Source organism: Glutamicibacter sp. V16R2B1, assembly GCF_005774635.1.
GTDB classification, from domain to species: domain Bacteria; phylum Actinomycetota; class Actinomycetes; order Actinomycetales; family Micrococcaceae; genus Glutamicibacter; species Glutamicibacter creatinolyticus.
Map to the genome: position 1 here is coordinate 101,323 of NZ_VATX01000007.1, position 23,348 is coordinate 124,670.

General features: G+C 65.3%; 27 protein-coding genes. 9 read left to right on the top strand and 18 right to left on the bottom strand.

The features are described 5' to 3' along the window. Positions 1-100: 100 nt before the first annotated feature. From FDN03_RS04590 to FDN03_RS04610, 5 genes are all read right to left on the bottom strand, one after another. A complete protein-coding gene (locus FDN03_RS04590; protein ID WP_138174557.1) occupies positions 101-469 on the bottom strand; it encodes a hypothetical protein in 369 nt (122 codons plus the stop codon). A 77-nt stretch (positions 470-546) separates the two neighbouring features. Next, positions 547-1,512 carry an EamA family transporter gene (locus FDN03_RS04595; protein ID WP_138174559.1) on the bottom strand — a complete coding sequence of 322 codons (966 nt, stop codon included), beginning with the start codon at positions 1,510-1,512 and terminating at the stop codon, positions 547-549. Continuing rightward, positions 1,509-2,078, bottom strand: coding sequence for a TetR/AcrR family transcriptional regulator (locus tag FDN03_RS04600; RefSeq protein WP_138174561.1), 570 nt, complete (start codon positions 2,076-2,078; stop codon positions 1,509-1,511). The genes FDN03_RS04595 and FDN03_RS04600 overlap by 4 nt, the downstream gene beginning before the upstream one ends. 18 nt (positions 2,079-2,096) lie before the next feature. Continuing rightward, a complete protein-coding gene (locus tag FDN03_RS04605) occupies positions 2,097-2,435 on the bottom strand; it encodes a hypothetical protein (RefSeq protein ID WP_138174563.1) in 339 nt (112 codons plus the stop codon). A gap of 95 nt (positions 2,436-2,530) precedes the next feature. Then, entirely contained in the window at positions 2,531-3,148 is a 618-nt protein-coding gene (locus tag FDN03_RS04610; RefSeq protein ID WP_138174565.1) for a GyrI-like domain-containing protein, read from the bottom strand. A 128-nt stretch (positions 3,149-3,276) separates the two neighbouring features. Between FDN03_RS04610 and FDN03_RS16920 the strand changes: the two genes are divergently transcribed. Beyond that, a complete protein-coding gene (locus FDN03_RS16920) occupies positions 3,277-3,822 on the top strand; it encodes a TetR family transcriptional regulator (protein WP_212743864.1) in 546 nt (181 codons plus the stop codon). A 37-nt stretch (positions 3,823-3,859) separates the two neighbouring features. On the opposite strand, the gene FDN03_RS04620 is transcribed toward FDN03_RS16920, so the two are convergent. The 3 genes from FDN03_RS04620 to kynU form a co-directional block, all read right to left on the bottom strand. Beyond that, positions 3,860-4,483, bottom strand: a complete 624-nt coding sequence (locus tag FDN03_RS04620) for a thymidine kinase (protein WP_054820926.1) — start codon at positions 4,481-4,483, stop codon at positions 3,860-3,862. A 10-nt stretch (positions 4,484-4,493) separates the two neighbouring features. Next, positions 4,494-5,903 carry an amino acid permease gene (locus tag FDN03_RS04625; RefSeq protein ID WP_249354282.1) on the bottom strand — a complete coding sequence of 470 codons (1,410 nt, stop codon included), beginning with the start codon at positions 5,901-5,903 and terminating at the stop codon, positions 4,494-4,496. Positions 5,904-6,023: 120 nt separating this feature from the next. Further along, positions 6,024-7,304, bottom strand: a complete 1,281-nt coding sequence (kynU, locus tag FDN03_RS04630) for a kynureninase (protein WP_138174567.1) — start codon at positions 7,302-7,304, stop codon at positions 6,024-6,026. A 125-nt stretch (positions 7,305-7,429) separates the two neighbouring features. Between kynU and FDN03_RS04635 the strand changes: the two genes are divergently transcribed. From FDN03_RS04635 to mgtE, 5 genes are all read left to right on the top strand, one after another. Then, positions 7,430-7,915, top strand: a complete 486-nt coding sequence (locus tag FDN03_RS04635) for an Lrp/AsnC family transcriptional regulator (RefSeq protein ID WP_249354283.1) — start codon at positions 7,430-7,432, stop codon at positions 7,913-7,915. A gap of 101 nt (positions 7,916-8,016) precedes the next feature. Continuing rightward, entirely contained in the window at positions 8,017-8,421 is a 405-nt protein-coding gene (locus FDN03_RS04640) for a hypothetical protein (protein ID WP_138174569.1), read from the top strand. Further along, entirely contained in the window at positions 8,408-9,862 is a 1,455-nt protein-coding gene (locus tag FDN03_RS04645; protein ID WP_246049669.1) for a HAMP domain-containing sensor histidine kinase, read from the top strand. The genes FDN03_RS04640 and FDN03_RS04645 overlap by 14 nt, the downstream gene beginning before the upstream one ends. Next, entirely contained in the window at positions 9,859-10,527 is a 669-nt protein-coding gene (locus tag FDN03_RS04650; RefSeq protein WP_138174571.1) for a response regulator transcription factor, read from the top strand. The genes FDN03_RS04645 and FDN03_RS04650 overlap by 4 nt, the downstream gene beginning before the upstream one ends. A 166-nt stretch (positions 10,528-10,693) precedes the next feature. Next, the gene (gene mgtE / locus FDN03_RS04655) at positions 10,694-12,049 is read left to right on the top strand and encodes a magnesium transporter (RefSeq protein ID WP_249354285.1); all 1,356 of its coding nucleotides are present in this window, start codon (positions 10,694-10,696) and stop codon (positions 12,047-12,049) included. 29 nt (positions 12,050-12,078) lie between these two features. On the opposite strand, the gene FDN03_RS04660 is transcribed toward mgtE, so the two are convergent. Both FDN03_RS04660 and FDN03_RS04665 read right to left on the bottom strand, forming a co-directional pair. Further along, complete coding sequence (locus tag FDN03_RS04660; protein ID WP_138174573.1) at positions 12,079-12,939, bottom strand: polyphosphate polymerase domain-containing protein; 861 nt, start codon at positions 12,937-12,939, stop codon at positions 12,079-12,081. Beyond that, positions 12,939-13,574 (bottom strand): DUF4956 domain-containing protein, encoded by a 636-nt coding sequence (locus FDN03_RS04665; RefSeq protein ID WP_138174575.1) that lies wholly within the window; start codon positions 13,572-13,574, stop codon positions 12,939-12,941. Before FDN03_RS04665 ends, FDN03_RS04660 begins: the two co-directional genes overlap by 1 nt. A gap of 54 nt (positions 13,575-13,628) precedes the next feature. Between FDN03_RS04665 and FDN03_RS04670 the strand changes: the two genes are divergently transcribed. Continuing rightward, positions 13,629-13,841, top strand: a complete 213-nt coding sequence (locus tag FDN03_RS04670; RefSeq protein WP_138174577.1) for a hypothetical protein — start codon at positions 13,629-13,631, stop codon at positions 13,839-13,841. Between the two features lie 178 nt (positions 13,842-14,019). On the opposite strand, the gene FDN03_RS04675 is transcribed toward FDN03_RS04670, so the two are convergent. The 8 genes from FDN03_RS04675 to FDN03_RS04710 all read right to left on the bottom strand — a co-directional run bounded on the left by FDN03_RS04675 (position 14,020) and on the right by FDN03_RS04710 (position 21,072). Continuing rightward, complete coding sequence (locus FDN03_RS04675; protein WP_138174579.1) at positions 14,020-14,379, bottom strand: hypothetical protein; 360 nt, start codon at positions 14,377-14,379, stop codon at positions 14,020-14,022. A 469-nt stretch (positions 14,380-14,848) separates the two neighbouring features. Continuing rightward, positions 14,849-15,250: a hypothetical protein gene (locus FDN03_RS04680; RefSeq protein ID WP_138174581.1), complete on the bottom strand. Its 402-nt coding sequence runs from the start codon at positions 15,248-15,250 to the stop codon at positions 14,849-14,851. 334 nt (positions 15,251-15,584) lie between these two features. Continuing rightward, positions 15,585-15,944 (bottom strand): hypothetical protein, encoded by a 360-nt coding sequence (locus FDN03_RS04685; RefSeq protein WP_138174583.1) that lies wholly within the window; start codon positions 15,942-15,944, stop codon positions 15,585-15,587. Between the two features lie 185 nt (positions 15,945-16,129). Continuing rightward, positions 16,130-17,044: a hypothetical protein gene (locus FDN03_RS04690; protein ID WP_138174585.1), complete on the bottom strand. Its 915-nt coding sequence runs from the start codon at positions 17,042-17,044 to the stop codon at positions 16,130-16,132. Between the two features lie 97 nt (positions 17,045-17,141). Further along, positions 17,142-17,558: a DUF3151 domain-containing protein gene (locus tag FDN03_RS04695; RefSeq protein WP_138174755.1), complete on the bottom strand. Its 417-nt coding sequence runs from the start codon at positions 17,556-17,558 to the stop codon at positions 17,142-17,144. Positions 17,559-17,560: 2 nt separating this feature from the next. After that, a complete protein-coding gene (gene fbaA / locus FDN03_RS04700; RefSeq protein ID WP_138174586.1) occupies positions 17,561-18,583 on the bottom strand; it encodes a class II fructose-bisphosphate aldolase in 1,023 nt (340 codons plus the stop codon). A 151-nt stretch (positions 18,584-18,734) separates the two neighbouring features. Continuing rightward, positions 18,735-20,213 (bottom strand): M23 family metallopeptidase, encoded by a 1,479-nt coding sequence (locus FDN03_RS04705; protein ID WP_138174588.1) that lies wholly within the window; start codon positions 20,211-20,213, stop codon positions 18,735-18,737. A gap of 172 nt (positions 20,214-20,385) precedes the next feature. Next, complete coding sequence (locus tag FDN03_RS04710; RefSeq protein WP_138174590.1) at positions 20,386-21,072, bottom strand: RNA methyltransferase; 687 nt, start codon at positions 21,070-21,072, stop codon at positions 20,386-20,388. A gap of 61 nt (positions 21,073-21,133) precedes the next feature. Here FDN03_RS04710 and corA point away from each other — a divergent pair, with 61 nt between their 5' ends. Further along, positions 21,134-22,141 (top strand): magnesium/cobalt transporter CorA, encoded by a 1,008-nt coding sequence (corA, locus tag FDN03_RS04715; protein WP_138174592.1) that lies wholly within the window; start codon positions 21,134-21,136, stop codon positions 22,139-22,141. A 190-nt stretch (positions 22,142-22,331) separates the two neighbouring features. Continuing rightward, entirely contained in the window at positions 22,332-23,165 is an 834-nt protein-coding gene (locus tag FDN03_RS04720; RefSeq protein ID WP_138174757.1) for an HAD-IIA family hydrolase, read from the top strand. Positions 23,166-23,348 lie beyond the last annotated feature (183 nt).

Sequence of the window (23,348 nt, forward strand, 5' to 3'; positions counted from 1 at the left end):
GTTTAGCGAACCGGTAGGTTATTCTCGAGCTCGTTGCCGTGTGCCGTCATGTGTTCTGCCTGCGCCGGCTCCGCCAGCAGGCGCGGACCCGGACCCGGAACTAGAAAAGCTGCATCAAACGCGGGACATCCCCTCGCTCCGTGACCGGGTGCCCGTAGGCACGGGCACGTTTGCCGATCACCACGGCCAGGACAAACAGCAGCAGCGCAGCTGGCCAGCCCAGCGGATCAAAGAGGCCCAGGAACCCCACGCTTCCAAGGATGAGCGTGTTCCTGCGGTAGACCCGGGCCACCTGCGGGACGCAGCCCAGAATATGCCCCCGCACCGTCATCCGGTACGCCAGAACGATTCCGCCAAGCAGCAGCAGCCCGGGCAGTTGGAACAGCACCGAATGGCTCAGCAGGACCACCAGGCCCGCGCCGGCGAACAGCAGCACCTCCAGGGCTCCACCCACGGTACTGCTGCGCATTCTTCCTCCAAAAATCGACACCTCGCGCTCCCGCGGCGCCCGGTTCATCGGCCAGCGTGGTGCATAAGAAGGCGATGTTATTGCATCGTCCTGGAGGTTGGGCATTGCTGCCCCCCGCTGGACCGCGCGGGTCCGCGCGGCCGGCCTTGGGCGGTTATCCGCCGCGGGGAGTACACCAGCACACCCAGCGCCAGCCCAATCAGCACCACCCCCAGCCATCCAACGACGCCCAGGTGTTCGCCCACAATCAGCACGGCCAGCACGGCGGCCACCGCCGGTTCCAGCAGGGTGATGGTGGTGGCGGTACTGGCGTTGACCCGCGAAAGTCCCACCCCGAAGAGCACATACCCCAGGAACATCGGGACCAGGCTCAAATACAGGCCCACCCAGGTGTTCACCGCCGAGGCCAACAGCGGCGCGCCGGTCAGCAGCAGCACCGGCATCAGCAGCAGCCCGCCGGCACTGAACACCGACCCCACCGCCGCGCGGCGCTCGATGCCGCTGCCCATCAGCCGGCCCACCACCCAGGAGTACAGCGCGTAGCTGGCCCCGGCCAGCAGACCCAGCAACACGCTGGCCACGACCTGCTGCTGCCCGGCCTGGTCGCCGGCGCTGCGGGCCAGGCACAGCAGGACGCTGCCGGCTACCCCCACGGCCACGGCCAGCCACCACCGTGCCCGCAGGGGGTGTCCGTCAAAAATCCGTTCCAGCACTCCGGAGAGCACCGGCGCGGAGCCCAGGGAGATCACCGTTCCCAGGGCCACCCCGCCCAGGTGCATGGAGGAATAGAAAGCGAGCGGATACACGAAGACCGCCAGCGCGCCGGCGGCGAGAAGCCCACCGCGCCGACGCAGCTCCGAGCGTTGCCGGCGCAGCTGGGGCAGGGCAATCATCCCCTGCAGCAGTCCGCCAATGCCCAGGGACGCCGCCCCAATGGCCAGTGGGGAGACGCCCTGGGCGAAGCTCGCCGCGGTCCCGGTGGTTCCCCACAGGATTGAGGTCACCACCAGGGCCAGGACGCCGGGGGCCGCGGCGCGGCTCACCGGGACTCCACCCACCCGGCGATGATCCGGCGCGCCGCCACCAGACGCTGGTCGCTGCCTTCCAGGCCGGCCCGGGCCATGGCACCCTCCAGCAGGTAGGAGATCTGTTCGGCCAGCGCAGCGGCCCGCCCCGGGTCCTGCGTGTCCAGGTGCCCGCGCAGGAGGTGTTCAACTTCGGCCTTGTGCCGGGCCACGGTGGCACGACCAGGGTGGCCGGCGGGCAATTCGGCCGCCGCGTTGAGCAGGCCGCACCCGCGAAAACCGTGCGCGTAGGCCATGTGCGCGTGGTCCAGGTACGCGTCCACCACCGCCAGCACCCCGGCCTGCGCCCCGCGCTGGCGGCCCAAGCGTTCATGGTAGAGCTCCAGCCACTGCTGGTGGCGCCGCTCAAGGTAGGCGGCGACCAGCTCGGCCTTGGACCCAAAGTTGTTGTACAGGCTCATTTTCGCCACCCCGGCACCCTGGATGATCCCGTCGATGCCGGTGGCGGCGATCCCGTTCGCGTAGAAACGCTGCGCCGCTTCCTGCAGCAGCCTCTCCCTGGCACTGATCCGTGGGGACATCATCCACCTCCACTAGACAGACTAGTCTAGAACCTGTGGTGGCCCAGGAACTATGACGGCCCGCGGCGACGCGTCCGTAATCAGGCGCAAATCCCCCAGCAGCGGATGGTCCTGGCCGAACCAGCAGATCTCCACCTGCTCCACGAACCCTGCCTCATGCCACAGCAGCACCTGCGCCGCGCCGGGGTTCTCATCGATCTGCGCGTCGAGAGGTAACGGGTTTTCCACTCCCGCCGGCAATGGGGCCGCAGCGCACCTTCGGGTCAGGACCAGGCACTGGCCGCAGTGCGGGGCGGCTTCGACAAGGCAGGCGGCAAACTGACTGGCCAGGATCGAACTCAGCGCGGGCAACGCGGCCACGACCTCCCGCAGAAACCTGTGCTGAGCCGCGACCTGCTCACCGGACGCCTGCCCCTGCCCCTGACCACCTCTGGGGCGCTGGCCCCGGGGCTCCTTCATGTGACGGTCACCGGTTGGCGCAGGATGGTGCGCAGTTTATCCGGCGCACTGCGCCGGATATCGCTCAAATAGATTTCGTGATGCCGCCCGGTCAGCCGCAGGCCGGCATCCGCTGCGTGGGCATGCAGCTGCCCCATCACCCCGCCCTCGTCATCGAACGAACCCACATGCAGGGTCTGCAGACACGTTCCCTCCTCCAGGCGTTCCAGACGCACCTGATCCAGCAGCGGACTGGCGCCGCTGGCCCCAATTTGCTGGCGGGCCAGGTCCAGCAGGGACGCATCGATCCAGTCCGGGACCATGGTCATCAGCGTCCACAGCCATTGGGACTTGTCCCGCCGGACGGTAAAGGCCCCCATGTCCTCGGCCCACCACAGCCCCTCCAGGGGCATGACAACATAGTCCCGCCGCAGTTCGTTCTTGCTGTGGAACTTGAGTTTGTAGGCCAGCGGAAATAGGGCCCCGATGCCCTGCGCAAAGCGCGGGGAGGTGTTCGGGTCACCGTGCCCGTCAATCATCAGGTACTGCAGGGCGGGCACCGCAATCCGCTGGACGCGTCCGCGCGGCGCACGATATGCCTCGATCTGCCGCTTGAAGTCCACCTTCGCTCCCACTGCGGCTCACCCCTCCCCGTCATGGGCGCACGGCCCTGAATCCTGGTGTCCAGACTACCCAGGTCACCTACCCCAGCGGCAGGGGGCCTAATGCGCAGGGCGGGACAACTGCCCCTAGACTAGTGGGTATGGCCCTAACTCAGTCGGCGGTGGTGAGCACCGCAGTGGATATCCTGCAGCGGTTTGGGTTGGCCGACCTGTCAATGCGCCGCCTGGCCCGGGAACTGGACGTCCAGGTGGGGGCGCTGTACTGGCACGTGAAGAACAAGCAGGAACTGCTCGGCCAGGTCGCCGCTGCCCTGCTGAACACTCCGCAGCTCGCGGTGGATCCCACCGATTTTGCGCACCCCCGCGATGCGCTGCTGCAGTTGTGCCGCAAGCTGTATCTGACCCTGCTGCCCATCCAGGACAGCCCGGAGGTGCTTGAGGTGGCCAGCGCCCTGCAGGTGACCGGCCTGGCCCCGCTGGCCCAGCTGGATCGGCTGCTGCAGTCGGCCGGGTTGCCGGCCCAGGAGGCCGCGTTCGGCCGTCAGCTGCTGCTGAACCACATTCTGGGGTCGGTGGCCTACCGGCAGAACCTGGTGCAGTTGGACGTCAGCCACGAGCAGGCGGACGGGTTTGACTGGGCCCTGCAGCGGGCGGTCGCCGGGCTGTTGCCGAGGCCCACGGGCTGAGCCACAACGTCCCGCCCGCCGCAGGGCGGCAGGGAAACTAGCTCAGCTCCCCGCCGGATAGCCGCAGATAGCAGCCGGCACACAGCGACTCATACCAGACGTCCTCGCCGTCGATGGCGACCTGGTCCCCGTCGAAAACCACCTCATCGCCGACCCGGCGGGTGTTGAACATGGCCTTGCGCCCGCAACGGCAGATGGTTTTGAGCTCCTCAAGGGAGTGCGCCAGCTCCATCAGCCGGGCCGATCCGGGAAACGCGTGGGTCCTGAAATCGGTGCGGATGCCGTAGGCGAGCACCGGCACGTCATCGAGCACCGCGATGCGCAGCAGGTCATCAACCTGGTCACGGCTGAGGAACTGGGCCTCGTCCACGAGCAGGCACGCCACCGGCGGGGCATCCACGTGGGTCAGCAGCGCCTCGGGGTCCTCCCCGGAGGCGAGGGCCGCGAACTGCTCGCGCAGGTTGTCCGCGGGACCAACCACGAAATCAACTTCCCGTTCCAGTCCCAGCCGGGACACAATCGAGCTGTCCCCCTTGGTGTCGACCCCCGGCTTGGCCAGCGCGATGCGCTGGCCGCGCTCCTCATAGTTGAACGCGGCCTGCAGCAGGCTGGTCGACTTGCCCGAGTTCATTGCCCCGTAGCGGAAATACAGTTTGGCCACTGACGCTCCCTTAGCTCGTACCGGATGGCCCGGAAGCCACGGTTCCCGAGTGTAGTTTGTCCGCCCGGCGCCCCAGGAATCGGTAAATGATGCTGATCACCACCACGAACGGCACGCCAAAGACCAGGGTGAGGCGGAACTGTTCGGTGAACAGGGAGGTCACCAGCAGTCCGGCCAGCAGCAGGGCGCCCAGCAGCGAACCGGCCGGAAAGCCGGGCAGCCGGAAGTCCGGGGTGGTGCCCTGCTGGCGATGCCGGCGGCGGAAGGCCACGTGGCTGAGCAGGATCATCAGCCAGGTCGCCATGGCACCGAAGGTCGCCAGGGAAATCATGATGCCCATCCCGCCCTCGGGCACCAGGGCGTAGACCGCCGCGGCGACCGCGATCCCCCCGGCGGACATCCACACCGCATGCACCGGGGCCCCGTTGGCCGCGACCCTGCCGCTGAGCGCCGGAGCGTAGCCGACCTCGGACAATGACTTCAGGGTGCGGGAGGCGGCGTACAGCTGGGCGTTCATGGCCGACAGCGCGGCCACGATCAGCACGAAGTTCAGCACCGAATCGGCGTAGGGGATCCCCACCACCTGCATCACCGTCACGAACGGGGATCCGCCGTTAAGCAGCTCATCGCGCGGGGCAATGCACAGGATCAGGCCCAGGGTGGCGATGTAGAACAGCAGCAGGCGCAGGAACGTGACCTTGAAGGCCCGGCGCACCGCCACCCGCGGCTGACGGGCCTCGGCCGCGGCGATCGCAATGACCTCCACCCCCATGTAGGAGAAGATCGCCACGATGACCGCACCCCATACCCCCAGCGGGCCGCCGGCGAAGAACGGGGCCTGCGCGGTGTAGTTCGCCACCCCGTAGTCGGGGTTGCCGCTGCCCAGCACCAGCCACCCGGCCACGATGATGAAGGCCAGCACGGCGAAGACCTTGATGGCGGAGAACCAGTACTCGGTGCTGCCAAAGGCGCGCACATTGCTCATGTTCACCCCCAGCAGGGCCACCGAGAACAGGACCACCCACAACAGCGGCTGCACCTGCGGGAACCACAGCTGCATGTACTGCCCGACCACACTGACCTCGGTGCCCACCGCCAGCACCAGCGCGGACCAGTACAGGTAGCGGGTCATGAACCCGGCATAGTTGCCCAGGTATTTTTGGGCGAAGAGGCCGAAGGAGCCGGACACCGGGTGCTGCACCGTCATTTCGGCGAGCGCGCCCATCACCAGCAGCGCGATCAGCCCGCCCAGCACGTAGCTGAGGATCACGCTGGATCCGGCCATCTCGATGCCCAGCTTGCTGCCCATGAACAACCCGGTGCCGATCGCGCCGCCCAGCGCGATCATGGACATCTGCCCGGAGCCCAGGGTGCGCTTCAGCCCGCCGCCGGTGGCGTGGGGCACCGTACTTTCTGACACGTACCGTCCTCGGATTCACAGTTCACCGCGCCCCACGCTGGGGCGCCGTGAACAACGCTACCGCGCCCACCCCAGGCGCCGCTGCCTGCCCCGGTCTTGGTCCCGGGACGCCAAGCTGGACTAGGTCACCGCGTTTCGACGCGTGAACTCCTCCCGCTGCCAGGCCCCGGTGTGCAGAACCTCACGCAGAATTTCCACCGCGTCCCAGATATCGGTGCGCGAAAGGTACAGCGGGGTCACCCCAAAACGCAGCACCTCCGGTTCCCGGTAGTCCCCGATGACCCCGCGCTCAATCAGTGCGGCCATCACGGCGTAGCCGTGGGGGTGGCGGAAGCTGACGTGGCTGCCGCGCTCGGCGTGCTGCTGCGGGGTGACCAGTTCCAGTCCCAGTCCGGGGCAGCGTTCGCGCACCAGCTCGATGAACAGGTCGGTCAGCTCCAGGGACTTGGCCCGCAGTTGGTGCTGGTCCGCCTCCAGCGACACGTCCAGGCCCACCTCGAGCATCGCCAGCGAAGTGATCGGCTGGGTGCCGCACATGAAGCGGCGGGCGTCATCGGCCGGGGCGTAGTCCTCATCCATGGCAAAGGGCTGGGCGTGCGACCACCAGCCGGAGAGCGGTTGCCAGAAACGCCGCTGGTGCCGGGCGTTGACCCAGATGAACGCCGGGGCGCCCGGCCCGCCGTTGAGGTACTTGTACGTGCAGCCCACCGCATAGTCCGCGTCGGCCCCGTTCAGGTCCACCGGCACCGCGCCAGCGGCGTGGGCCAAATCCCAGATCGCCAGCACCCCGGCCTCATGGGCGGCGGCGGTGATGGCGGGCATGTCCCACATCCGCCCGGTGCGGTAGTTCACGTGGGACAGGGAGATCAGCGCGGTGTCCGGCCCCAGGGCGGCCAGCAGTTCGTCCTGGGTGTCGATCAGCCGTACCTCGTAGTCCACGCCGGTTTCGGTGGTGACCGAGTTCAGCAAATCCGCCAGGCCCTGGGCGATGTAGATGTCGGTGGGGAAGTTGTCCCGCTCGGTGATGATTACCCGGCGCCCGGGTCCGTCGACCTGCTGGATGCGCAGCGCCGAGGCCAGCGCCTTGAACAGGTTCAGGCTGGTGGTGTCCGTGACCACCGTTTCCCCGGGGTTGGCCCCCAGCAGTGTTCCGAGCTTGTCGCCCAGCCGGGTGGGAAGCTCAAACCAGCCCGCGGTGTTCCAGGAGCGGATCAACCCCTGGCCCCACTGTTCGTTCACCACTTCGGCGGCCCGTTCGGCCGCCCCGACCGGCAGCGGCCCCAGCGAGTTGCCGTCCAGGTAAATCACCGCCTCGGGCAACACAAAACGGTCCCGGAAGCGGGCCAGGGGATCCTGGCGGTCCAGGGCCTGCAGGGCTTCGCGACTGGTCTGAGTGCTCATCGTGACCTTTCAACAAACGGTGCGCCGGTGTCTGCGCGTGATCGGAGGTGAAACCCCATCATAGAATTGGAATCAAGATTGTGGTGGCGCAGCCGAAGTTCTGCGCAAGAAGGGCCGGAGGTTCCGTGGCTGATTCGAAATTCCCCGTGCCCGAGGATGGTGCGTCGAATCCGGTTCGCGTCGATGCGACGGACCTGGCGATCCTGACGGAATTGGGCCAGGATGCCCGTGTGGCCAACAACGTGCTCGCCGCCCGGGTGGGCCTGGCGCCCTCCACCTGTCTGGGACGGGTGCGGGCGCTGCAGGCCCGCGGGATCATCCAGGGCTATGAGGCCCGCATCAACGAGAAGCTGCTGGGGGTGAGCGTCAACGCCATGATCTCCATCGTGGTCGCCGCCCATGCCCGGGACCGGATGCTGCCCTCGGCCCAGGCCCTGGGTGCGCTGCCCCAGGTGCGTGATGTGTTCGTGCTGGGCGGGACGCCGGACCTGCTGGTGCGGGTGGCCACCAGCACCATCGACGAGCTGCGGGACTTTGTGGCCCGCCACCTGGGGGCGAACCCCGCCTTTTCCTCCACCCAGACCAGCATCATCTTCGAACATCTACGGTGAAAACCGCCCGCGGACGCCGGGGAACGCTGGTGCAGGCCGGCGGGCCGGCGTGCGCGGCGGTTCTCATCCTCGTCTCATCTGGCTTGGGGAGAATGGATCACATGGGTAGGCAGGCAATCTTTCGCATCCTGGTCGTGGTGACAGTCATCGTACTGCTCACCCTGGGCGCCGTGGGAATCGCCCACGTGCTTTCCGGGCCGACACAACGAGACCTGGGGCCGGGGGTGGTCGTGGACCAGCCGCCCACCGATCCGCCGGGCACCGGCAGCGACCCGTCTCCCGGGTCCGAAGAGCCCACCCCGAAGGTCGGTGACCCACCGGCCAGCGGAAAGGCCACACCCAAGCCAAGCCCCACCCCCAAACCCGCCCCGTCGCGCTCCCACGGGCCGGTCAAGCCCCTGCCGCCCACCTCCCCCTCGACGCCGCGCGTCACCGATGACGATGACGACGACGATGATTGGGATGATGATCAATGGGACGATGATGACGACTATGACGACGACTAGGCCGCGCCAGCGGCGCATGCCCATCCGGGCCCAGGTGATCACCGGGATGATCCTGCTGGTGGCCATTGCCCTGGCCACCGCCGGCACGGCCATGTACGTGTTGGAGCGCCACGAGCTCAACGACCGGCTGGATGACTCGCTGATCCGCACCGTGGAGGAATATCGGGTGCTGGCCGAGACCGGGGTGGATCCGCAAACCAAACAGGGCTTCCAACACGCCGAGGACCTGCTGTACACCGCGATGCAGCGCACCGTGCCGGCCCGCTACCAGGGGATGCTGGGCCTGAGCGCCGATCAGCTGCAGTGGACCGCGCCGCATTCGGTGACACTGCGCCTGGAGGATGACCCGGAATTCCTGGAGTGGGCCAAGAACAGTTCCACCGACGCCCGGGTGCGCATCGAGAATGTCTCCACCCAGCACAGCACCTACCGGGCCATGGTGGTGCCCATCCAGCTGGCCTCGGATCCCAAGCCGGCCCGTTTTGTGCTGGCCTATGACTACACTTCCGAGGTCCGGCACATCAACACCCAGATCATGGTGTTCATCGCCGCCGGGGCCATGGTCGTGGTGCTGGCCTCCATCGCGGCCTGGCTGATCGTGGGGCGGATGCTCGAACCCATCCGCCGGCTGCGGGACACCGCCCGGCAGATCTCCGAATCCGATGTCTCCTCCCGCATCGAGGTGACCGGCCACGACGAGTTCGCCGAGCTGACGGTGACCATCAATGAGATGCTCGACCGCCTGGAGGCGGCCCTGCAGTCCCAACGCCAGCTGCTGGATGATGTGGGCCACGAACTGCGCACCCCGGTGACCATCATCCGCGGGCACCTGGAGCTGATGGACGTGCATGACGCCGAGGATGTGGCCCAGACCCGGGAAATTTCGCTGGATGAGCTCAAGCGGATGTCGCTGCTGATCAACGACCTGGTGACCCTGGCCGGGGCGAACCAGGCCGACTTCGTGGTCAGCCGGCCCTGCGAGGTGGGGGCGCTGCTGGATGACATCCTGGACAAGGCCCGGGGGCTGGGCGAACGGGACTGGCGCATCGGGCACCGTGCCGAGGCCAGCGTCCGGCTCGACGCCTCGCGCATCACCCAGGCGATGCTGCAGTTAAGCGCCAACGCGGTGAAGTTCTCCAGCCCCGGCTCCCGCATCGATTTGGGTTCGGCCCTGGTGCACAATGACGGATCAGCCCCGTGCCTGCGCCTGTGGGTGCGCGATGGCGGGGTGGGCATCGCCCCCGATGACCTGCAGCGGATCTTCGAGCGTTTCGGGCGCGGGAAGAACAGTGAACGGGCCATGGGCTCGGGCCTGGGGCTGAACATCGTCGCGGCCATCGCCGAATCCCATGGTGGTAAGGTCTGGGTGGATTCAACCCCCGGAAGCGGTTCCACGTTCTACATCGACATCCCCCTAGCCGAAGGAGCCCCCACCCCATGAGCCGGATCCTGATCATCGAAGATGAGGCACGGATCAGTTCGTTCATCGCCAAGGGCTTGAAGGCCGCCGGTTTCGCCCCCGCCGTGTGCGACACCGCCGCGGACGGGTTCGAGCACGCCCAGAACGGCTGCTACGAACTGATCATCCTGGACATCGGACTGCCCGACGAGGACGGGTTCAGCCTGCTGCGCCGGATGCGCTCGGCGCATATCGATTCGCCGGTCATCATTCTCACCGCCCGCAACTCGGTGGATGACACCGTCACCGGGCTGCGGGACGGGGCCGATGACTACATGGCCAAGCCCTTCCACTTTGATGAGCTGCTGGCCCGGGTGCGGCTGCGGCTGCGCAGCGAGGACAACGGCGCGGACACCGCGGTGCTTGAGCACGGCAGCCTGCGCATGGACCTGCTGCGCCGGGTGGTGGAGGTCGACGGGGCGGAGGTGGATCTCTCGGCCCGTGAGTTCTCGCTGGCCGAGGCGTTCCTGCGCAATCCCGGGCAGGTGCTCAGCCGGGAACAGCTGCTCTCCCGGGTGTGGGGCTATGACTTCGACCCGGGCTCCAACGTGGTGGACGTCTACGTGCGCTACCTGCGCAACAAGCTCGGCGGAGCACGCTTTGAGACGGTGCGCGGCATGGGTTACCGGCTCGCCCGGGAAGCCTAGCGGTTCCCCGCCAGCGGGGGCGGGCCGAACAGTGAGGCTGGGTGTTTGCTCGATGTCCACCGAAGGTGAATTGTAAGCGGCGCGGCCGGTGGCTACGGTGCTGGTGAGGGTTCGCGGCGCCCGCCCGAACCGGATACCAGGCAGAGCGGGATCACGGGAGCGCAGCGTGTCAACACAGATCATGAAGCAAATCGAGCGGACGCTGCGCAACGGACCGGCCGGGCAGGGCCCACTGGTCAGCGTGGCCGACCACGCCCGGCAGCTGTCGGTGGACGAGCTGTCCTATCTCATCCAGGCCACGTCCCCCACCGAAAGCGCCGAACTGTTCCAGGCGCTGGACGCCGAGACCCGGCTGCGGGTGTTCCAGGACCTGGCCCCGGCCTACCAGGGCAAGCTGCTCTCGGTGCTGCAGGGCCAGGACATCAACTCCCTGGTGGAGGCGTTGGCCCCGGATGACCGGGCCTCCCTGCTCGATGAGCTGCCCGCCGCCGTGCGGGAGGAGCTGCTCACCTCGCTCAGCGCCGACCAGCGCCAGATGACCGCGCTGGTGCTTGGCTACCCCCGCACCGCGATCGGCCGCTACATGTCCCCGGCCGTGCTGGGCCTGGATGAGAACTTCACCGCCGGGCAGGCGCTGGAGTACCTGCGCTCGCGGATCCGCGAACCGGAGACCGTCTACCTGCTGCCGGTGATTGACCAGGACCGAAAACTGACCGGAGTGATCGGGATCCGCTACCTCTTGGGGGCCGAACCCGGGGACCGGCTGGCGCAGATCAGCGACGTGCCGATCAGCGCGCGGGCCGATGAAGACCGCCGGGAGGTCGCCCGAAGGTTCATGAAGCACAAGCTGGTGGCGATGCCGATCACCGATACCGACGGACGCCTGGTGGGGATGCTGACCAACGATGACGCCTCGGCGATCCTCGATGAGGCCGCCGCGCGCAGCGCCGCACGTTCGGGCAGCTCGGAGCTGATCTCGCGCTCCTACCTGAGCACCTCGGTCCTGCGCATTGTGCGCAGCCGCATCGTCTGGCTGGTCGTGCTGGCCCTCTCTGCGGTGCTCACGGTGCAGGTGCTGGAAATCTTCGAGGACCGCCTGGACCAGGTGGTGGCGCTGGCCCTGTTCATCCCGCTGCTCACCGGCACCGGCGGGAACACCGGCAACCAGGCGGCCACCACGGTCACCCGGGCGCTGGCCGTCGGAGACGTGCGCCTACGAGATTTGCCGCGGGTGATCTGGCGGGAACTGCGGGTGGGCACCATTCTCGGTGCGGCCCTTGGATCCCTGGGGTTCGCGGTGGCCTCACTGGTCTACGGCATGGACATCGGCGCGGTGATCGGACTGACCCTGCTCTCCATCTGTGTCATGGCCGCCTGCGTTGGAGGGTTGATGCCCCTGCTGGCCAAGAAGATCGGCGCCGACCCGGCGGTGTTCTCCAACCCGTTCATCTCGACCTTCTGCGATGCCACGGGCCTGTTGATCTACTTTTCCATCGCCACCGCGGTCCTGGGCCTGAACTAGTCCCAGGACCGCCGGGGCGCCGCCACGGGCTACGGACGGGTCTTGGGGATCTGGCGTCCCGGCCCCCGGGAACCGCGCGGGGCGCTGAACCGCTGCTTCAGCAGCCGGCTCCAGCGGTTGGCCGGCAGCTGCGGGTTCAGCAGTGCCACGCCGATGCAGTACTTACTCATGCTCTCCGGCCGGATGCCCAGCTCCGCCAGGGCCCGGTCCGAGACCCCCCGCCCGTCCGCGGACTTGGTCTCCACGACGACCAGGTCCGGGCCGTCCACCTGTTCGCGGCCATTGGAATAGGCCAGCTCCACGTCGCAGGTGACCCGCTCCCCATCCAGCGGGTTCACGAAGGTGGCCCGCACATAGGAGCTGTCCAGCACCGGGCGCAAATCCGGCACCTGTTCGCCGTACTCACGGGCAATCACCTCGTCCAGGAAGCGCATGCTGCGTTCGGTGAGCCGCCCGCAGTCGGCAGGGTCCTGCTCGATGCGGTGCTTGACCGTGTTGCCGCGCAGTCCCTTTGTCTTGATTTCAAACATCGACAACCCGGTGTCCACGTAGGTGCGGCTGCGAACCTTGTAGCGCCGGCGCCGACCCTGCCGGTGGGCACGGTACTGCTCAAAATCGGCGGTGTCGAAGTACACCGACTCGTAGCGGAAGGTGCGCAGTCCCTCGATCTGCATGATCCTGAAGTCCTTCCCCAGCTTCTGCACCATGGCGGTGAACTGCTCGGGAGTCAACAGGAACTTGCGGTCCACCCGGGTCTGCAGGGCCGCTTCGCGGATCACCTCCTCCAGCTGGATCGGGGCCCGGCGGGCGACGGCTTCCTCCAACGCCTGGCGGGCGCGTCCGGTATGCCCGGTGCCCGCCGCGTGGACGTCTTGCGGCGCCGCAGTCATTAGGACCACGTCTCCTGCTTGCCGCCGGGAACCTGGGAGGGGACATTGGCCAGCTCGTAGGTGCCATGGAAGTCCTTGGTGCCGGTGGACGGGGTCACCCGGAAGCGGACGTCAACGATGGTCAGATCCCGGACCATGTCCAGCTCGGTCACCACGGTGCGCAGCACGTTGGCTCCCAGCAGTTCCTCCAGTGCCGCGACCAGGTCCTCATTGCGCGGGTAGGCGCGTTCCAGGGTGACGGTCTGGCGCTGGGTGCGCGGGGCGAAACCCGGGTGATCGGCCAGGAACATGACCAGCACCAGGGCGGCGGTCACCGCCGGGGAGAACCAGGCAGGATCGGGGTGCAGGCCGTTGACCAGACCGATGGCCAGGGAAATGAAGTAGTAGGCCACTTCCTCCTGGGTCAGCGTGTCCGAGCGCAGACGAATGATCGACAGGATGCCGAACAGCCCCAAGCCGAGGCCCATCCCTGCGCCGCTGCCTGAGAGCAGCAGGGTGACCGCGAAGATGCCCATGCTCAGGGCAATGTAGGCCAGCACGAGGTCGCGGCGGAAATGCCGACGGAAGTACACGAAGTAAACCAGCACCGTCATGCCAAGAACATTGGCCGCCAGCGCCATCCAGAATGACAACATTTCATTTACCTTTCACCGGAAGTTCATCTCTTGTTTCAAGAGTAGGAAGGCCAAATGAAGGAAATAAAAGAAGCCGATGAGAAGACTCTCATGTGCGTCATGGGATGCATGACTGACGGTCCGGCGCTACCAGTGGAAGCCCTGAAAAACCCGCATCAATCGCCCGAGAGAGCAAGCGGCCCCGGCGCACGAGGGGTCAAGGGCGGATCGGGTGCCTCCGGAAGCGATCAGAAGATAGACCAACTCCAGCGTCTTCTTATCAACTAGATCGCTGAACCAGGCAGCTCACCGGGTTGCGGTGCCCCTTTCAGGAGCCAGATCTGCCCGATGCACCCATCGGAAGATTCGACCCACGCCCCCCAGTGTGTAGTCCTTCCGCACTTCGCCCCGAGGAGTACGGTCGCCTATTTCATTAGATACAGTGCGTCAGATGACCTTTTAATGCCTACCACCGGAATCCACGGGCAGCCCAATGGAATCTAGCAACAATAACGGTTCGGCGCGCGAAAGCTTGAACTTCTTTGAGTAAAACATTATATTTTTCAGTTTCTCTGGAGTCCGGTGATCCGTCAGATTTTTGAACGTAAATTACCAACAGACCATCATGGTGTCCGGTGACCGTGGCCAAAACCGTCTTGCAGATTTGATATAGCCGTTGTGGCGTGACACCGCGCTCAAGTTCAAGTGCAGCCTTTTCGTACTTCTGGGCAATTTCTGGTTGCCACATTCCCTCAAGGTACCTCGCAAGCCGTTGAAGCTTGCCTGCTAACTCCTGGCGTGATGCTCCGTCTAATTGAGCGGCCATTTTCCTATGTGCTCCCCTGTCGCCGAGTCGCCGAGTCGCCGAGAATTCGGTTTTCCTGTTTGGTTCGCGTCCCGCAACTAGCATGATCCCTTAAATCCGGTTTGCGGCGCGATATGTCTGGCATGTCTTGGGGTCGTCAGCCTGAACCCGCCTTCAAAGACATGACCGTGATTGGCTCGAGATCACGTCCCCCCTGAATAGCGACTGCCACTTGTCCCGGCGCCCGGCACCGCCTTTCCAGAGGGTTCGATCGGCTTGTTGAACCAACAACATCACGTCGACTAGTAAAGATTGGAGTCCATGCGCCGATGTCTACAGATTTCGCTCATGAGTTATTGGGGAGCTACTTGCCCCTCCACGGAAAGCTGACATAACCGCGCCGGCGGGATTGCCTCGACGTTATACAACGCACCGCGACGAAAATTGCGGGCGCCATTATTGATTCGGCGGACCCTGGAGCGAGCGTTCTTCAAACTCTTCCCTCACGACGCGACACATTGCCGGTTCTCGAATAGCGCCGATCCGCCAGGAACCTGAAGTGTGCCCCAATAATGGCCCCGGACACCACACTCACCAATTCCGTTGGCCACAAACCCAGCCATCGGCTCTCGGTGAGGCCAAGCAGCGCAACGCTGGCGAAGACCACTAGTGAAAGCGCCACACCAGCCAGATTTGGACGCAGAAAATAGTACATCGCAGATCCACACAGCACTCCTACGGCTACTCCCAGCAAAAGCAGTGGAAGCACACCCACCCCCACGAAGAACAGAGACAACGCAACTGCCGAGAATGGAGCGGCGATGGCAACAGCCCAGGACACGGCGTCGGCCCCCTTGGCATAACGCGGTTTGCGCTCAGCTTTCTCGATCATTGTCTCCACCAACTTCCATTACAGTCATCTTCCTCGAACGGCGATTCGATGCTCACTGTTGCAATCTCCATGCAAACCACCGTGTTTGTAGCTTCCAGAGGTAGCGTCAAGCTGACGACCGACCGTCGTCAAGCGGCGCCCTACCTGTTCCGCCAGCCGCTTCAACTTGCTGCCATGGATCCTCAGGAACACTTATCTTTCTAGGCATCCATCTGCTCATAATCTCCGCGCGCAGCCCGATTTTTCGTCCAAATCGGTGGGTGCCGGTGCGCCGTCACTTGCTTGACCGCCGATTGGCATTCAATTCAATGTGAACGGCACCTTGACGAACTGCCTATCGTTTTCGCTTGCCCAGCAAGCCGAACATGCTGGGTCGGCGACTGGTCTGTCGCGCGAATTTACGCAGTTGCTCGATGAGCGCATCGAATCGTGCCGCGGCTTGGGGATCCACTTCCCCGCTTGAATTCGTTATCGGGTGATCGCTGATACTCATGGGACCGGCTCGAAGCGCCTCCTGCAGTTCGCTGGCGATCTGCCGCAGTCGATCGGGCAGGACTTCCTCCTCAAGTTCACTGGCGAACGCCCTGAAGGTTTGGGCCGCAGCAATGAGACGCTCGTGTTCCACGTAGGCGGCTAGTTCACGCAACTGATCCGCAACCTGCCCGAACGATTCGTGTTCTAGTTCAACTACCATGTATCAATGATCGCTCCTCGGTTCCATGGGTTCGGGAGGCATGGCTGATTCGTACCGCCAAGATAAATTAGGTTCCTTTCTTGGCGGTCATGTTTCAGAAATGCCTACACCCAGAATCTCGGGCAACCCTTCCGTGTCCGACGATCCGTCGGACTATTGAACGACAACCCCGCTCCCAGTTGTTGTCATTCCAATTCGTCTTGTCGGAATAGCGACAGCCAGCGGTGCGCTGGAGCATACTGCTCGTCTTCGATGAGATCCGTAAGGCTCTTTGCGAAGTCTCGATCTAGCAGGTCGTTAAGGACCTCTCTCGCTTCGCTGGGCCCCGGCACCCACCCGGTCGGAAACTTTTTCGTCTCGACCCATTCTGGTTCCGAGGATCCAATCGGCGTAAATTCAATTTCCACCAACTCATCCTCCACTTCGGGCACCCAACAAACTCTAATTCTTGGTAATGCCAAAAGCTCCGACCAGAAGTTCACACCATCTGTTGGCGACACAAATGACCAGATCGATGTGGCCACATCGTCGGGTAGACCACACACTAGAGCCAGACGCTCGAAGGTGTTCGCATAACGACGCGGAACAGGAGTTCCCCCTTTCCGAACCGTCGCAAGGAGCTGTTCAAGAGCAGGACCTGGAGTTCCGCGACTGAGCAGTGAATATGTCTCGTGGAGGGCGGGCTGACCCATTTTGCGACTGAACCACTCGGCCATCCACTGACACTGCATCAGGACCATTCGTTCCTGTGCTGAAGATACTGGCCATTCCGGTTCAGTATGATCCTTCTCCGAACCGCACCAGGGTCCGGGTTCCTCGGTCTTCGCAAACTTAGCCCAGAGAATACCTCGCTTTCCCGCCGCGCGGTCAGCTTCTTGAACGATGCTGGACGCCAAACGAGGTTCAATCTGGTTCGTCTGGGCAAGTAAGCTGTCGGGTTGTCGACTGGCGCTCATGACATCCACGGGAAAACGAGTACGGAGCCTAAAGGCTGGGATCGAAGCACCGCGAGGAGTCGCCTCGACTTCGTAAACCCCCGCAACTGACCTATGCCAGTCCGGAATCAGTATTCGGCGAACCCGGAATTTTGGGTTGCTCATGATTTTCCCCTCCCCGCCGTCCGGCGCGTTTGAGCGCACGAATGCCCGGACCGATGCGGAATCGGACCGGGCAACGGCGCGCATGGTGCTACTCGGATTACTCGCCGGCTTCGATGGCGGCCTTCGCGTTGGGGTCCGAATCGTTCAGGAAGTCCGAGATGCGCTGCACCTCTTCGCTTTCACCGATGGCGGCGGCGGCACGCCCCAGGGCATAGAGCGAGCGCAGGAAGCCGCGGTTCGGTTCGTGACGCCACGGCACCGGGCCCTGGCCCTTCCAACCGGCTCGCCGCAGGGCATCCAGGCCGCGATGGTACCCGACCCGCGCGTATGCGTAGGACTCCACCGCCCGCCCCTCGTCGTGGGCCTCGTTGGATAGCAGTGCCCAAGCCAGTGAGGAGGCGGGGTACTTGGCGGCAACATCCACCGGCTCATCGCCGGCCTGCAGCCGCTCAAGAACCTCGGTCTCCTCCGGCAGCAGGGTTTCGGGGATGCCCAGCAGGTTCTTGCCAATCATCATTACTTCAGGGCCTTCCCGGCCGAACCCAGCTGCTGCGCGGCTTCAACCACGCGGGCGGCCATGGACTCCTCGGCCTTGGCGCCCCAGACGCGCGGGTCGTAGGTCTTCTTGTTACCGACTTCCCCGTCAACCTTCAGCACGCCATCGTAGTTGGTGAACATGTGTCCGGCCACGGGGCGGGTGAACGCGTACTGGGTGTCGGTGTCAATATTCATCTTGATCACGCCGTAGGACACCGCATCAGCGATTTCCTGCTCGGAGGAGCCCGAGCCACCGTGGAAGACGAGGTCGAAGGGGTTGTCCTTGCCGACCTTCGAGCCAACCTGGGCCTGGATGTCCTTCAGGATTTCCGGGCGCAGCTTCACGCCGCCGGGCTTGTACACACCATGGACGTTGCCGAAGGTCAGGGCGGTGATGTAGCGGCCCTGTTCGCCGGTGCCCAGGGCCTGGATGGTGGCCATGGCATCCTCAACGGTCGAGTACAGCTTGTCGTTGATGGCGTTTTCCACGCCGTCCTCCTCGCCGCCCACGACGCCGATCTCAACTTCCAGGATCTGCTTGGCGGCGGAGGTGCGCTGCAGCAGTTCGGCCGCGATGCGCAGGTTCTCGTCCAGGGTCTCGGCGGAGCCGTCCCACATGTGCGAGTTGAAGAAGGGGTCACGTCCGGCCTTGACCTCGGCCTCCGAGGCGGCCAGCAGCGGCAGTACGAAGGAATCCAGCTTGTCCTTCGGGCAGTGGTCGGTGTGCAGGGCGATGTTGACCCCGTAGTTCTTGGCGACTTCCCGGGCGAAGGCCACAAAGCCCAGGGAGCCCGCGGTCATGTCCTTGACCGAAGCGCCGGAGAAGTAGGCGGCGCCACCGGTGGAAACCTGGATGATGCCGTCGGACTCGGCTTCGGCGAAGCCGCGGATGGCCGCGTTCAGGGTCTGGGAGCTGGTGACGTTGACGGCGGGGAAGGCGTATCCCCCTGCCTTGGCAGCGTCGATCATGGCGTTGTATTTATCCGGGGTTGCGATAGGCATGCTTCACTCCTGGTGATTGAGCGGGGATAACCCGTCATCCTCGACGACAATTCGTTTCCATCCTAGCTTCCTCGCTGGGTTGGCATCAGGAGGCCACGGTAAGTGACGCGCCAGTTACGCCGGGCACCGGGCGCCGGACCCACCGGTTGACCTAGCAGGCAGTGGGGCCGCTGGGCGCGGGGTACCCATGCGTGGGCGGCGTCGACCGGTCGAAGGGCGAGGCGCTGTCGGAGGGAACCAGCAATTCAAGGACCGAGGGGCTTGCTTCTTCACATTGCTGGGCCGGAGCGCTGTGGGTGGGTTCCCGATCCGGGGACTCGGTGTGCGGGGCGCTCCGGCTGTGCGCGTTGGTGGACTCAGAAGGTTCGCTTTGCGGGCTTCGCGTGGTTTCCGGGGGTGTGGAATCGGTGGGCGTTGGCGACGCTGTCGGTACCGTCGAGGACGGGCCGGAGCCTTCGGCGCTTGGTGGGGTGCTGCTCTCCTCCGGGCTCGGCGAGGTCGAGCTCGGGGGTGTGGAATCGGTGGGCGTTGGCGACGCTGTCGGTACCGTCGAGGACGGGCTGGAGCCTTCGGCGCTCGGTGGGGTGCTGCTCTCCTCCGGGCTCGGCGAGGTCGAGCTCGGGGGTGCGGGACGCGATGCGCTCGGTGGGGGTGAACTGTGCGGCTTATCCGGGCGCGTTGAGGACTGGGAAGGTTCCGCTGCCGTGCGGGTGGGCGGTGCTGAGCTGGGCCGCTTGCTGGGCTTGGGTTGGGGAACCACCGGGGTCTCATCCTCCGGCACCACCACATCCGGATCCGGCGCCGCGACCGGCGGGGTCGGTTCCTCACGATGCTGGCCGCCGCCGGGCAGGGTCGGGGACTTCACGGTCAGCCGCCGCGAGTCGATCATGGCCTGACGCTGCCCGGGGATGCCCGGCAGGTAGTTGCGCGGGTCGTGCCAGCGCCCATCCACAATGACCTCAAAGTGCACATGGCATCCGGTGGAGTTGCCGGTGGTTCCGCTGCGGGCGATCAGCTGACCCTGTTCGACCTCGTCCCCGATCCCCACCAGTAGGCGGGAGTTGTGGCTGTAGCCGGTGTGCACATTGTTCCCGTGGTCGATGGTCACCCGATTGCCCGAATGGCCGCGCCAACCGGAGACGACCACGCGGCCGGCTTCGGCGGCATAGACCGGCGAACCGCAGGCGATGGGATAGTCCTGGCCGATGTGGATCTGGTTGCCGGGACCCGTGGGATTCTTGCGCCACCCGTAGGGGCTGGAAATGTTGCGTGTCGTGACCGGGTGCATGAGCTGCAGGCTGCCGGGCAGCACACCCAGCTGCCCCACCTGCCCGGCCAGCAGCGGCGCCCTGGGGGAATCCCGGTCCGGTGCCGCTGTGTGCGGGGCGGCGCCCTTCAGCATCTCCACCGGCCGGCCATCGATGGCCACCACTTTGCCCGATCCACCGAATACCGCCAGCGGCGCGTACTGGTCGACGACAACATCACCGGCAAAGAAGTTCGGGTCGCCGATCGCATCGATCGCAACCGGGATGTTGCCCTGACGGTCCTCGGTGCCCTGGGCCACCAGCGGGAAGGCCAGGGCCGCGCTCAGGCCGGCTGCCGCCAGTCCGGTTAAGGACACTTTCACGGCACGGCGCGCGCCGCGTGTGCGCGTGGGCAGCAAGAGCTCGCGATTAACCTGATGACGCCGTTTCACAAGTGCCCGCTTTCCCCCGAGGACGAACACTTCCAAGCCTAGGCACTCCCGCGCGACTAATAAAGGCGCTTGAGTAAAAAGTAGGGGAGTTTTGGAGTGGCGGCTAGCCGACCTGCTGGTTAAACACGTGTCTGCGGATCCAGGCATGCATGGCAATACCGGCCGCGGAGGCTGCGTTGATGGAGCGGGTGGAGCCAAACTGCTCAATGGACAAGGTGGCCTCGGCTGCGGCATGCACCTCATCGCTCAGTCCGGGCCCTTCCTGGCCAAAGACCAGCACGCAGCGGCGCGGCAACTCATAGGTTTCCAGCGGCACCGAGTCCGGGAAGATGTCCACCCCAATGACCGCCAGGCCCTCGCCCTGGGCCCATTGGACAAAGTCCTCAACGGTGGGATGGTGACGCACGTGCTGGTACCGATCGGTGACCATGGCACCGCGCCGGTTCCAGCGGCGGCGGCCAATAATGTGCACTTCCTTGGCCAGGAACGCGTTCGCGGTGCGCACCACGGTGCCGATGTTCATGTCGTGCTGCCAGTTCTCGATGGCGATGTGGAAGTCATGGCGGCGTTCATCCAGGTCGGCGACGATCGCCTCCATGGACCAGTAGCGGTACTTATCGGCCACGTTGCGCCGGTCCCCGTGCTCCAGCAGTTGCGGATCCAGCCGCTCATCCTGCGGCCAGGGGCCCTGCCAGGGGCCGACACCGACCTCGCTCTGCGCCGTGTCTTGGCCTGCAGCCTCACCTTGGGCGGTCGACTCGCGGGAGGGATCATGCACTTCTTGACTCACTCTTACTAGGGTAGTAGGTCATGGGATTCTTTCTGTCCATGGAACGAACGGGTGGTAACCGGTGACAGTGATCGACAACGTCATCTACGTGGCGGGCAAGGCCGTGGCCCATCCGCAGGACCTGGACCAGACCTTTGAAGTGATGCGACGCACCGGCGGCATGGGGTGGATCGGCCTGTACCGACCCACCGAACAGGAGCTTCAGGTGGTCAGCGAGCAATTCTCCCTGCATTCACTGGCCGTGGAAGACACCCTGAAGGGCCACCAGCGCCCGAAGCTGGATCGCTACGAAGGCCATCTGTTTATGGTGCTGCGCCCGGCACGCTACCTCGATGACGTCGAGGAGGTGGAGTTCGGGGAGGTTCACATCTACGCGGGCGACGACTTCGTGGTGACCGTGCGCCACGCCGAGTCCCCGCGGCTGGCCACCGTGCGCCGGCACCTGCAGCAGTCCCCACAGCTGCTGGCCAGCGGCCCGGCGGCGGTGTTGTACGCCATCATCGACCAGGTGATCGACGAGTACTTCCCGGTGATCGACGGGCTGCAAAATGACATCGACGAGATCGATGAACAGCTTTTCCAGGGCAACCTGGACGTCTCGCGGCGCATTTACGAGCTGTCCCGCGAGGTGATCGACTTCCAGCGCGCCGTGGCCCCGCTGCCCGAGGTCCTGGAGCAGCTGCGCCGGCTGGTGCGGCGCACGGGCATGGATCGGGATGAGGCCAAGAGCCTGGACGCCAACCTGGTGGACGTCATCGACCACGCGATTCGCTGCGCCGAGCGGGTGGAGTCCTTCCGCGCCCTGCTCTCCAACGCCCTGTCCCTGTCGGCGACCCTGGCCTCACAGCGGGCGACTGAAACGGGTCTGGCCCAGAATGAGCAGATGAAGCGGATTTCTTCGTGGGCCGCCATCTTGTTCACCCCCAGCCTGATCGGTGCCATCTACGGCATGAACTTCGAGATCATGCCGGAGCTGGAATGGAGTTTCGGCTACCCCTACGCGCTGGGGCTCATGGTGGCCGCCGCGCTGGGACTGTATCTGGTGTTCAAGAAGAACAAATGGCTTTGAGCATCTTCCGCACGGTCCTCTGAGGGCACGGCGGGGCTCCGTGCGCGGCTGTGTAATCTGTACCTAAGAGGGAAGCCGCTCAACGACGACTGGTTCCGCCGGTTCCATCCAACGAAAGGACCTTGGCATCGTGTCCAAGCTACAGCGGGCAAAACGCACCATCCACGACATCAACAGCTGGCTGACCGATATGGACGGGGTGCTGGTCCATGAGGACCAGGCGATCCCCGGCGCCTCGGACCTCATCGACTACTGGCGCGCCAATGACATGCCGTTTTTGGTCCTGACCAACAACTCGATCTACACCCCGCGGGATCTGCGCGCCCGTCTGCTGTCCAGCGGACTGGACGTGCCCGAGGAAAACATCTGGACCTCGGCTCTGGCCACGGCGGAATTCCTCTCCCGCCAACGTCCCGGCGGAAGGGCCTTCGTGATCGGTGAAGCCGGGCTGACCACGGCCCTGCACGACGCCGGTTTCATCCTCACCGATGTGGCACCGGACTACGTGGTGCTGGGCGAGACCCGCACCTACTCCTTCGAAGCCATCACCAAGGCCATCCGGCTGATCGAGGCGGGAGCCAGCTTCATTGCCACCAACCCGGATGCCACCGGCCCCTCCCCCGAGGGCCTGCTGCCGGCGACCGGCGCCGTGGCCGCTTTAATCACCCGGGCCACCAACCGCGACCCGTACGTGGTGGGCAAGCCCAATCCCATGATGTTCCGCTCCGCCCTGAACCGGATAGACGCGCACTCGGAAACCACCGCCATGATCGGGGACCGGATGGACACCGATATCGTGGCCGGTATGGAAGCGGGGCTACTGACCATCCTGGTCCATACCGGAATCACCTCCAAGTCCGATGTGGCCTCCTTCCCGTTCCGGCCGGATCTGATGGCCGGTTCCGTGGCCGAGCTGCAGCAGCAGCTGAAGGAAGGACCACATCCGGAGGCCGCGGCCGATGTCCCGCCCGTCGTGTCCGGGACGGACGCCGTACAGGATGAGGACCTTCCCCAAGCCAAGTAGCACCTCACTGCCCCAAAGCGGGGCCGGGCAACGAGCACCCATCTGAGGTCCCCGCTCCCCGGTGTGGGTGGGGGCCTGCCCCCGGCCGGTGCGCTCCGCCTCCGGCGCGCCACGGCGCAGACCGTGCTCGCCAAGCAGCACGGCCCGCCGCAGATGCACCGGCGCTTAAACGACGACTCCGCA

What these genes read in the sequence shown, in the direction of transcription:
- FDN03_RS04590 (WP_138174557.1), bottom strand. Translation starts at nt 469, where the DNA reads ATGCGCAGCAGTACCGTGGGTGGAGCCCTGGAGGTGCTGCTGTTCGCC.
- FDN03_RS04600 (WP_138174561.1), bottom strand. Translation starts at nt 2,078, where the DNA reads ATGATGTCCCCACGGATCAGTGCCAGGGAGAGGCTGCTGCAGGAAGCG.
- FDN03_RS16920 (WP_212743864.1), top strand. Translation starts at nt 3,277, where the DNA reads ATGGCCCTAACTCAGTCGGCGGTGGTGAGCACCGCAGTGGATATCCTG.
- kynU (WP_138174567.1), bottom strand. Translation starts at nt 7,304, where the DNA reads ATGAGCACTCAGACCAGTCGCGAAGCCCTGCAGGCCCTGGACCGCCAG.
- FDN03_RS04640 (WP_138174569.1), top strand. Translation starts at nt 8,017, where the DNA reads ATGGGTAGGCAGGCAATCTTTCGCATCCTGGTCGTGGTGACAGTCATC.
- FDN03_RS04645 (WP_246049669.1), top strand. Translation starts at nt 8,408, where the DNA reads ATGACGACGACTAGGCCGCGCCAGCGGCGCATGCCCATCCGGGCCCAG.
- FDN03_RS04650 (WP_138174571.1), top strand. Translation starts at nt 9,859, where the DNA reads ATGAGCCGGATCCTGATCATCGAAGATGAGGCACGGATCAGTTCGTTC.
- FDN03_RS04660 (WP_138174573.1), bottom strand. Translation starts at nt 12,939, where the DNA reads ATGACTGCGGCGCCGCAAGACGTCCACGCGGCGGGCACCGGGCATACC.
- FDN03_RS04665 (WP_138174575.1), bottom strand. Translation starts at nt 13,574, where the DNA reads ATGTTGTCATTCTGGATGGCGCTGGCGGCCAATGTTCTTGGCATGACG.
- FDN03_RS04670 (WP_138174577.1), top strand. Translation starts at nt 13,629, where the DNA reads ATGAAGGAAATAAAAGAAGCCGATGAGAAGACTCTCATGTGCGTCATG.
- FDN03_RS04675 (WP_138174579.1), bottom strand. Translation starts at nt 14,379, where the DNA reads ATGGCCGCTCAATTAGACGGAGCATCACGCCAGGAGTTAGCAGGCAAG.
- FDN03_RS04680 (WP_138174581.1), bottom strand. Translation starts at nt 15,250, where the DNA reads ATGATCGAGAAAGCTGAGCGCAAACCGCGTTATGCCAAGGGGGCCGAC.
- FDN03_RS04685 (WP_138174583.1), bottom strand. Translation starts at nt 15,944, where the DNA reads ATGGTAGTTGAACTAGAACACGAATCGTTCGGGCAGGTTGCGGATCAG.
- FDN03_RS04690 (WP_138174585.1), bottom strand. Translation starts at nt 17,044, where the DNA reads ATGAGCAACCCAAAATTCCGGGTTCGCCGAATACTGATTCCGGACTGG.
- FDN03_RS04695 (WP_138174755.1), bottom strand. Translation starts at nt 17,558, where the DNA reads ATGATTGGCAAGAACCTGCTGGGCATCCCCGAAACCCTGCTGCCGGAG.
- fbaA (WP_138174586.1), bottom strand. Translation starts at nt 18,583, where the DNA reads ATGCCTATCGCAACCCCGGATAAATACAACGCCATGATCGACGCTGCC.
- FDN03_RS04720 (WP_138174757.1), top strand. Translation starts at nt 22,332, where the DNA reads ATGGACGGGGTGCTGGTCCATGAGGACCAGGCGATCCCCGGCGCCTCG.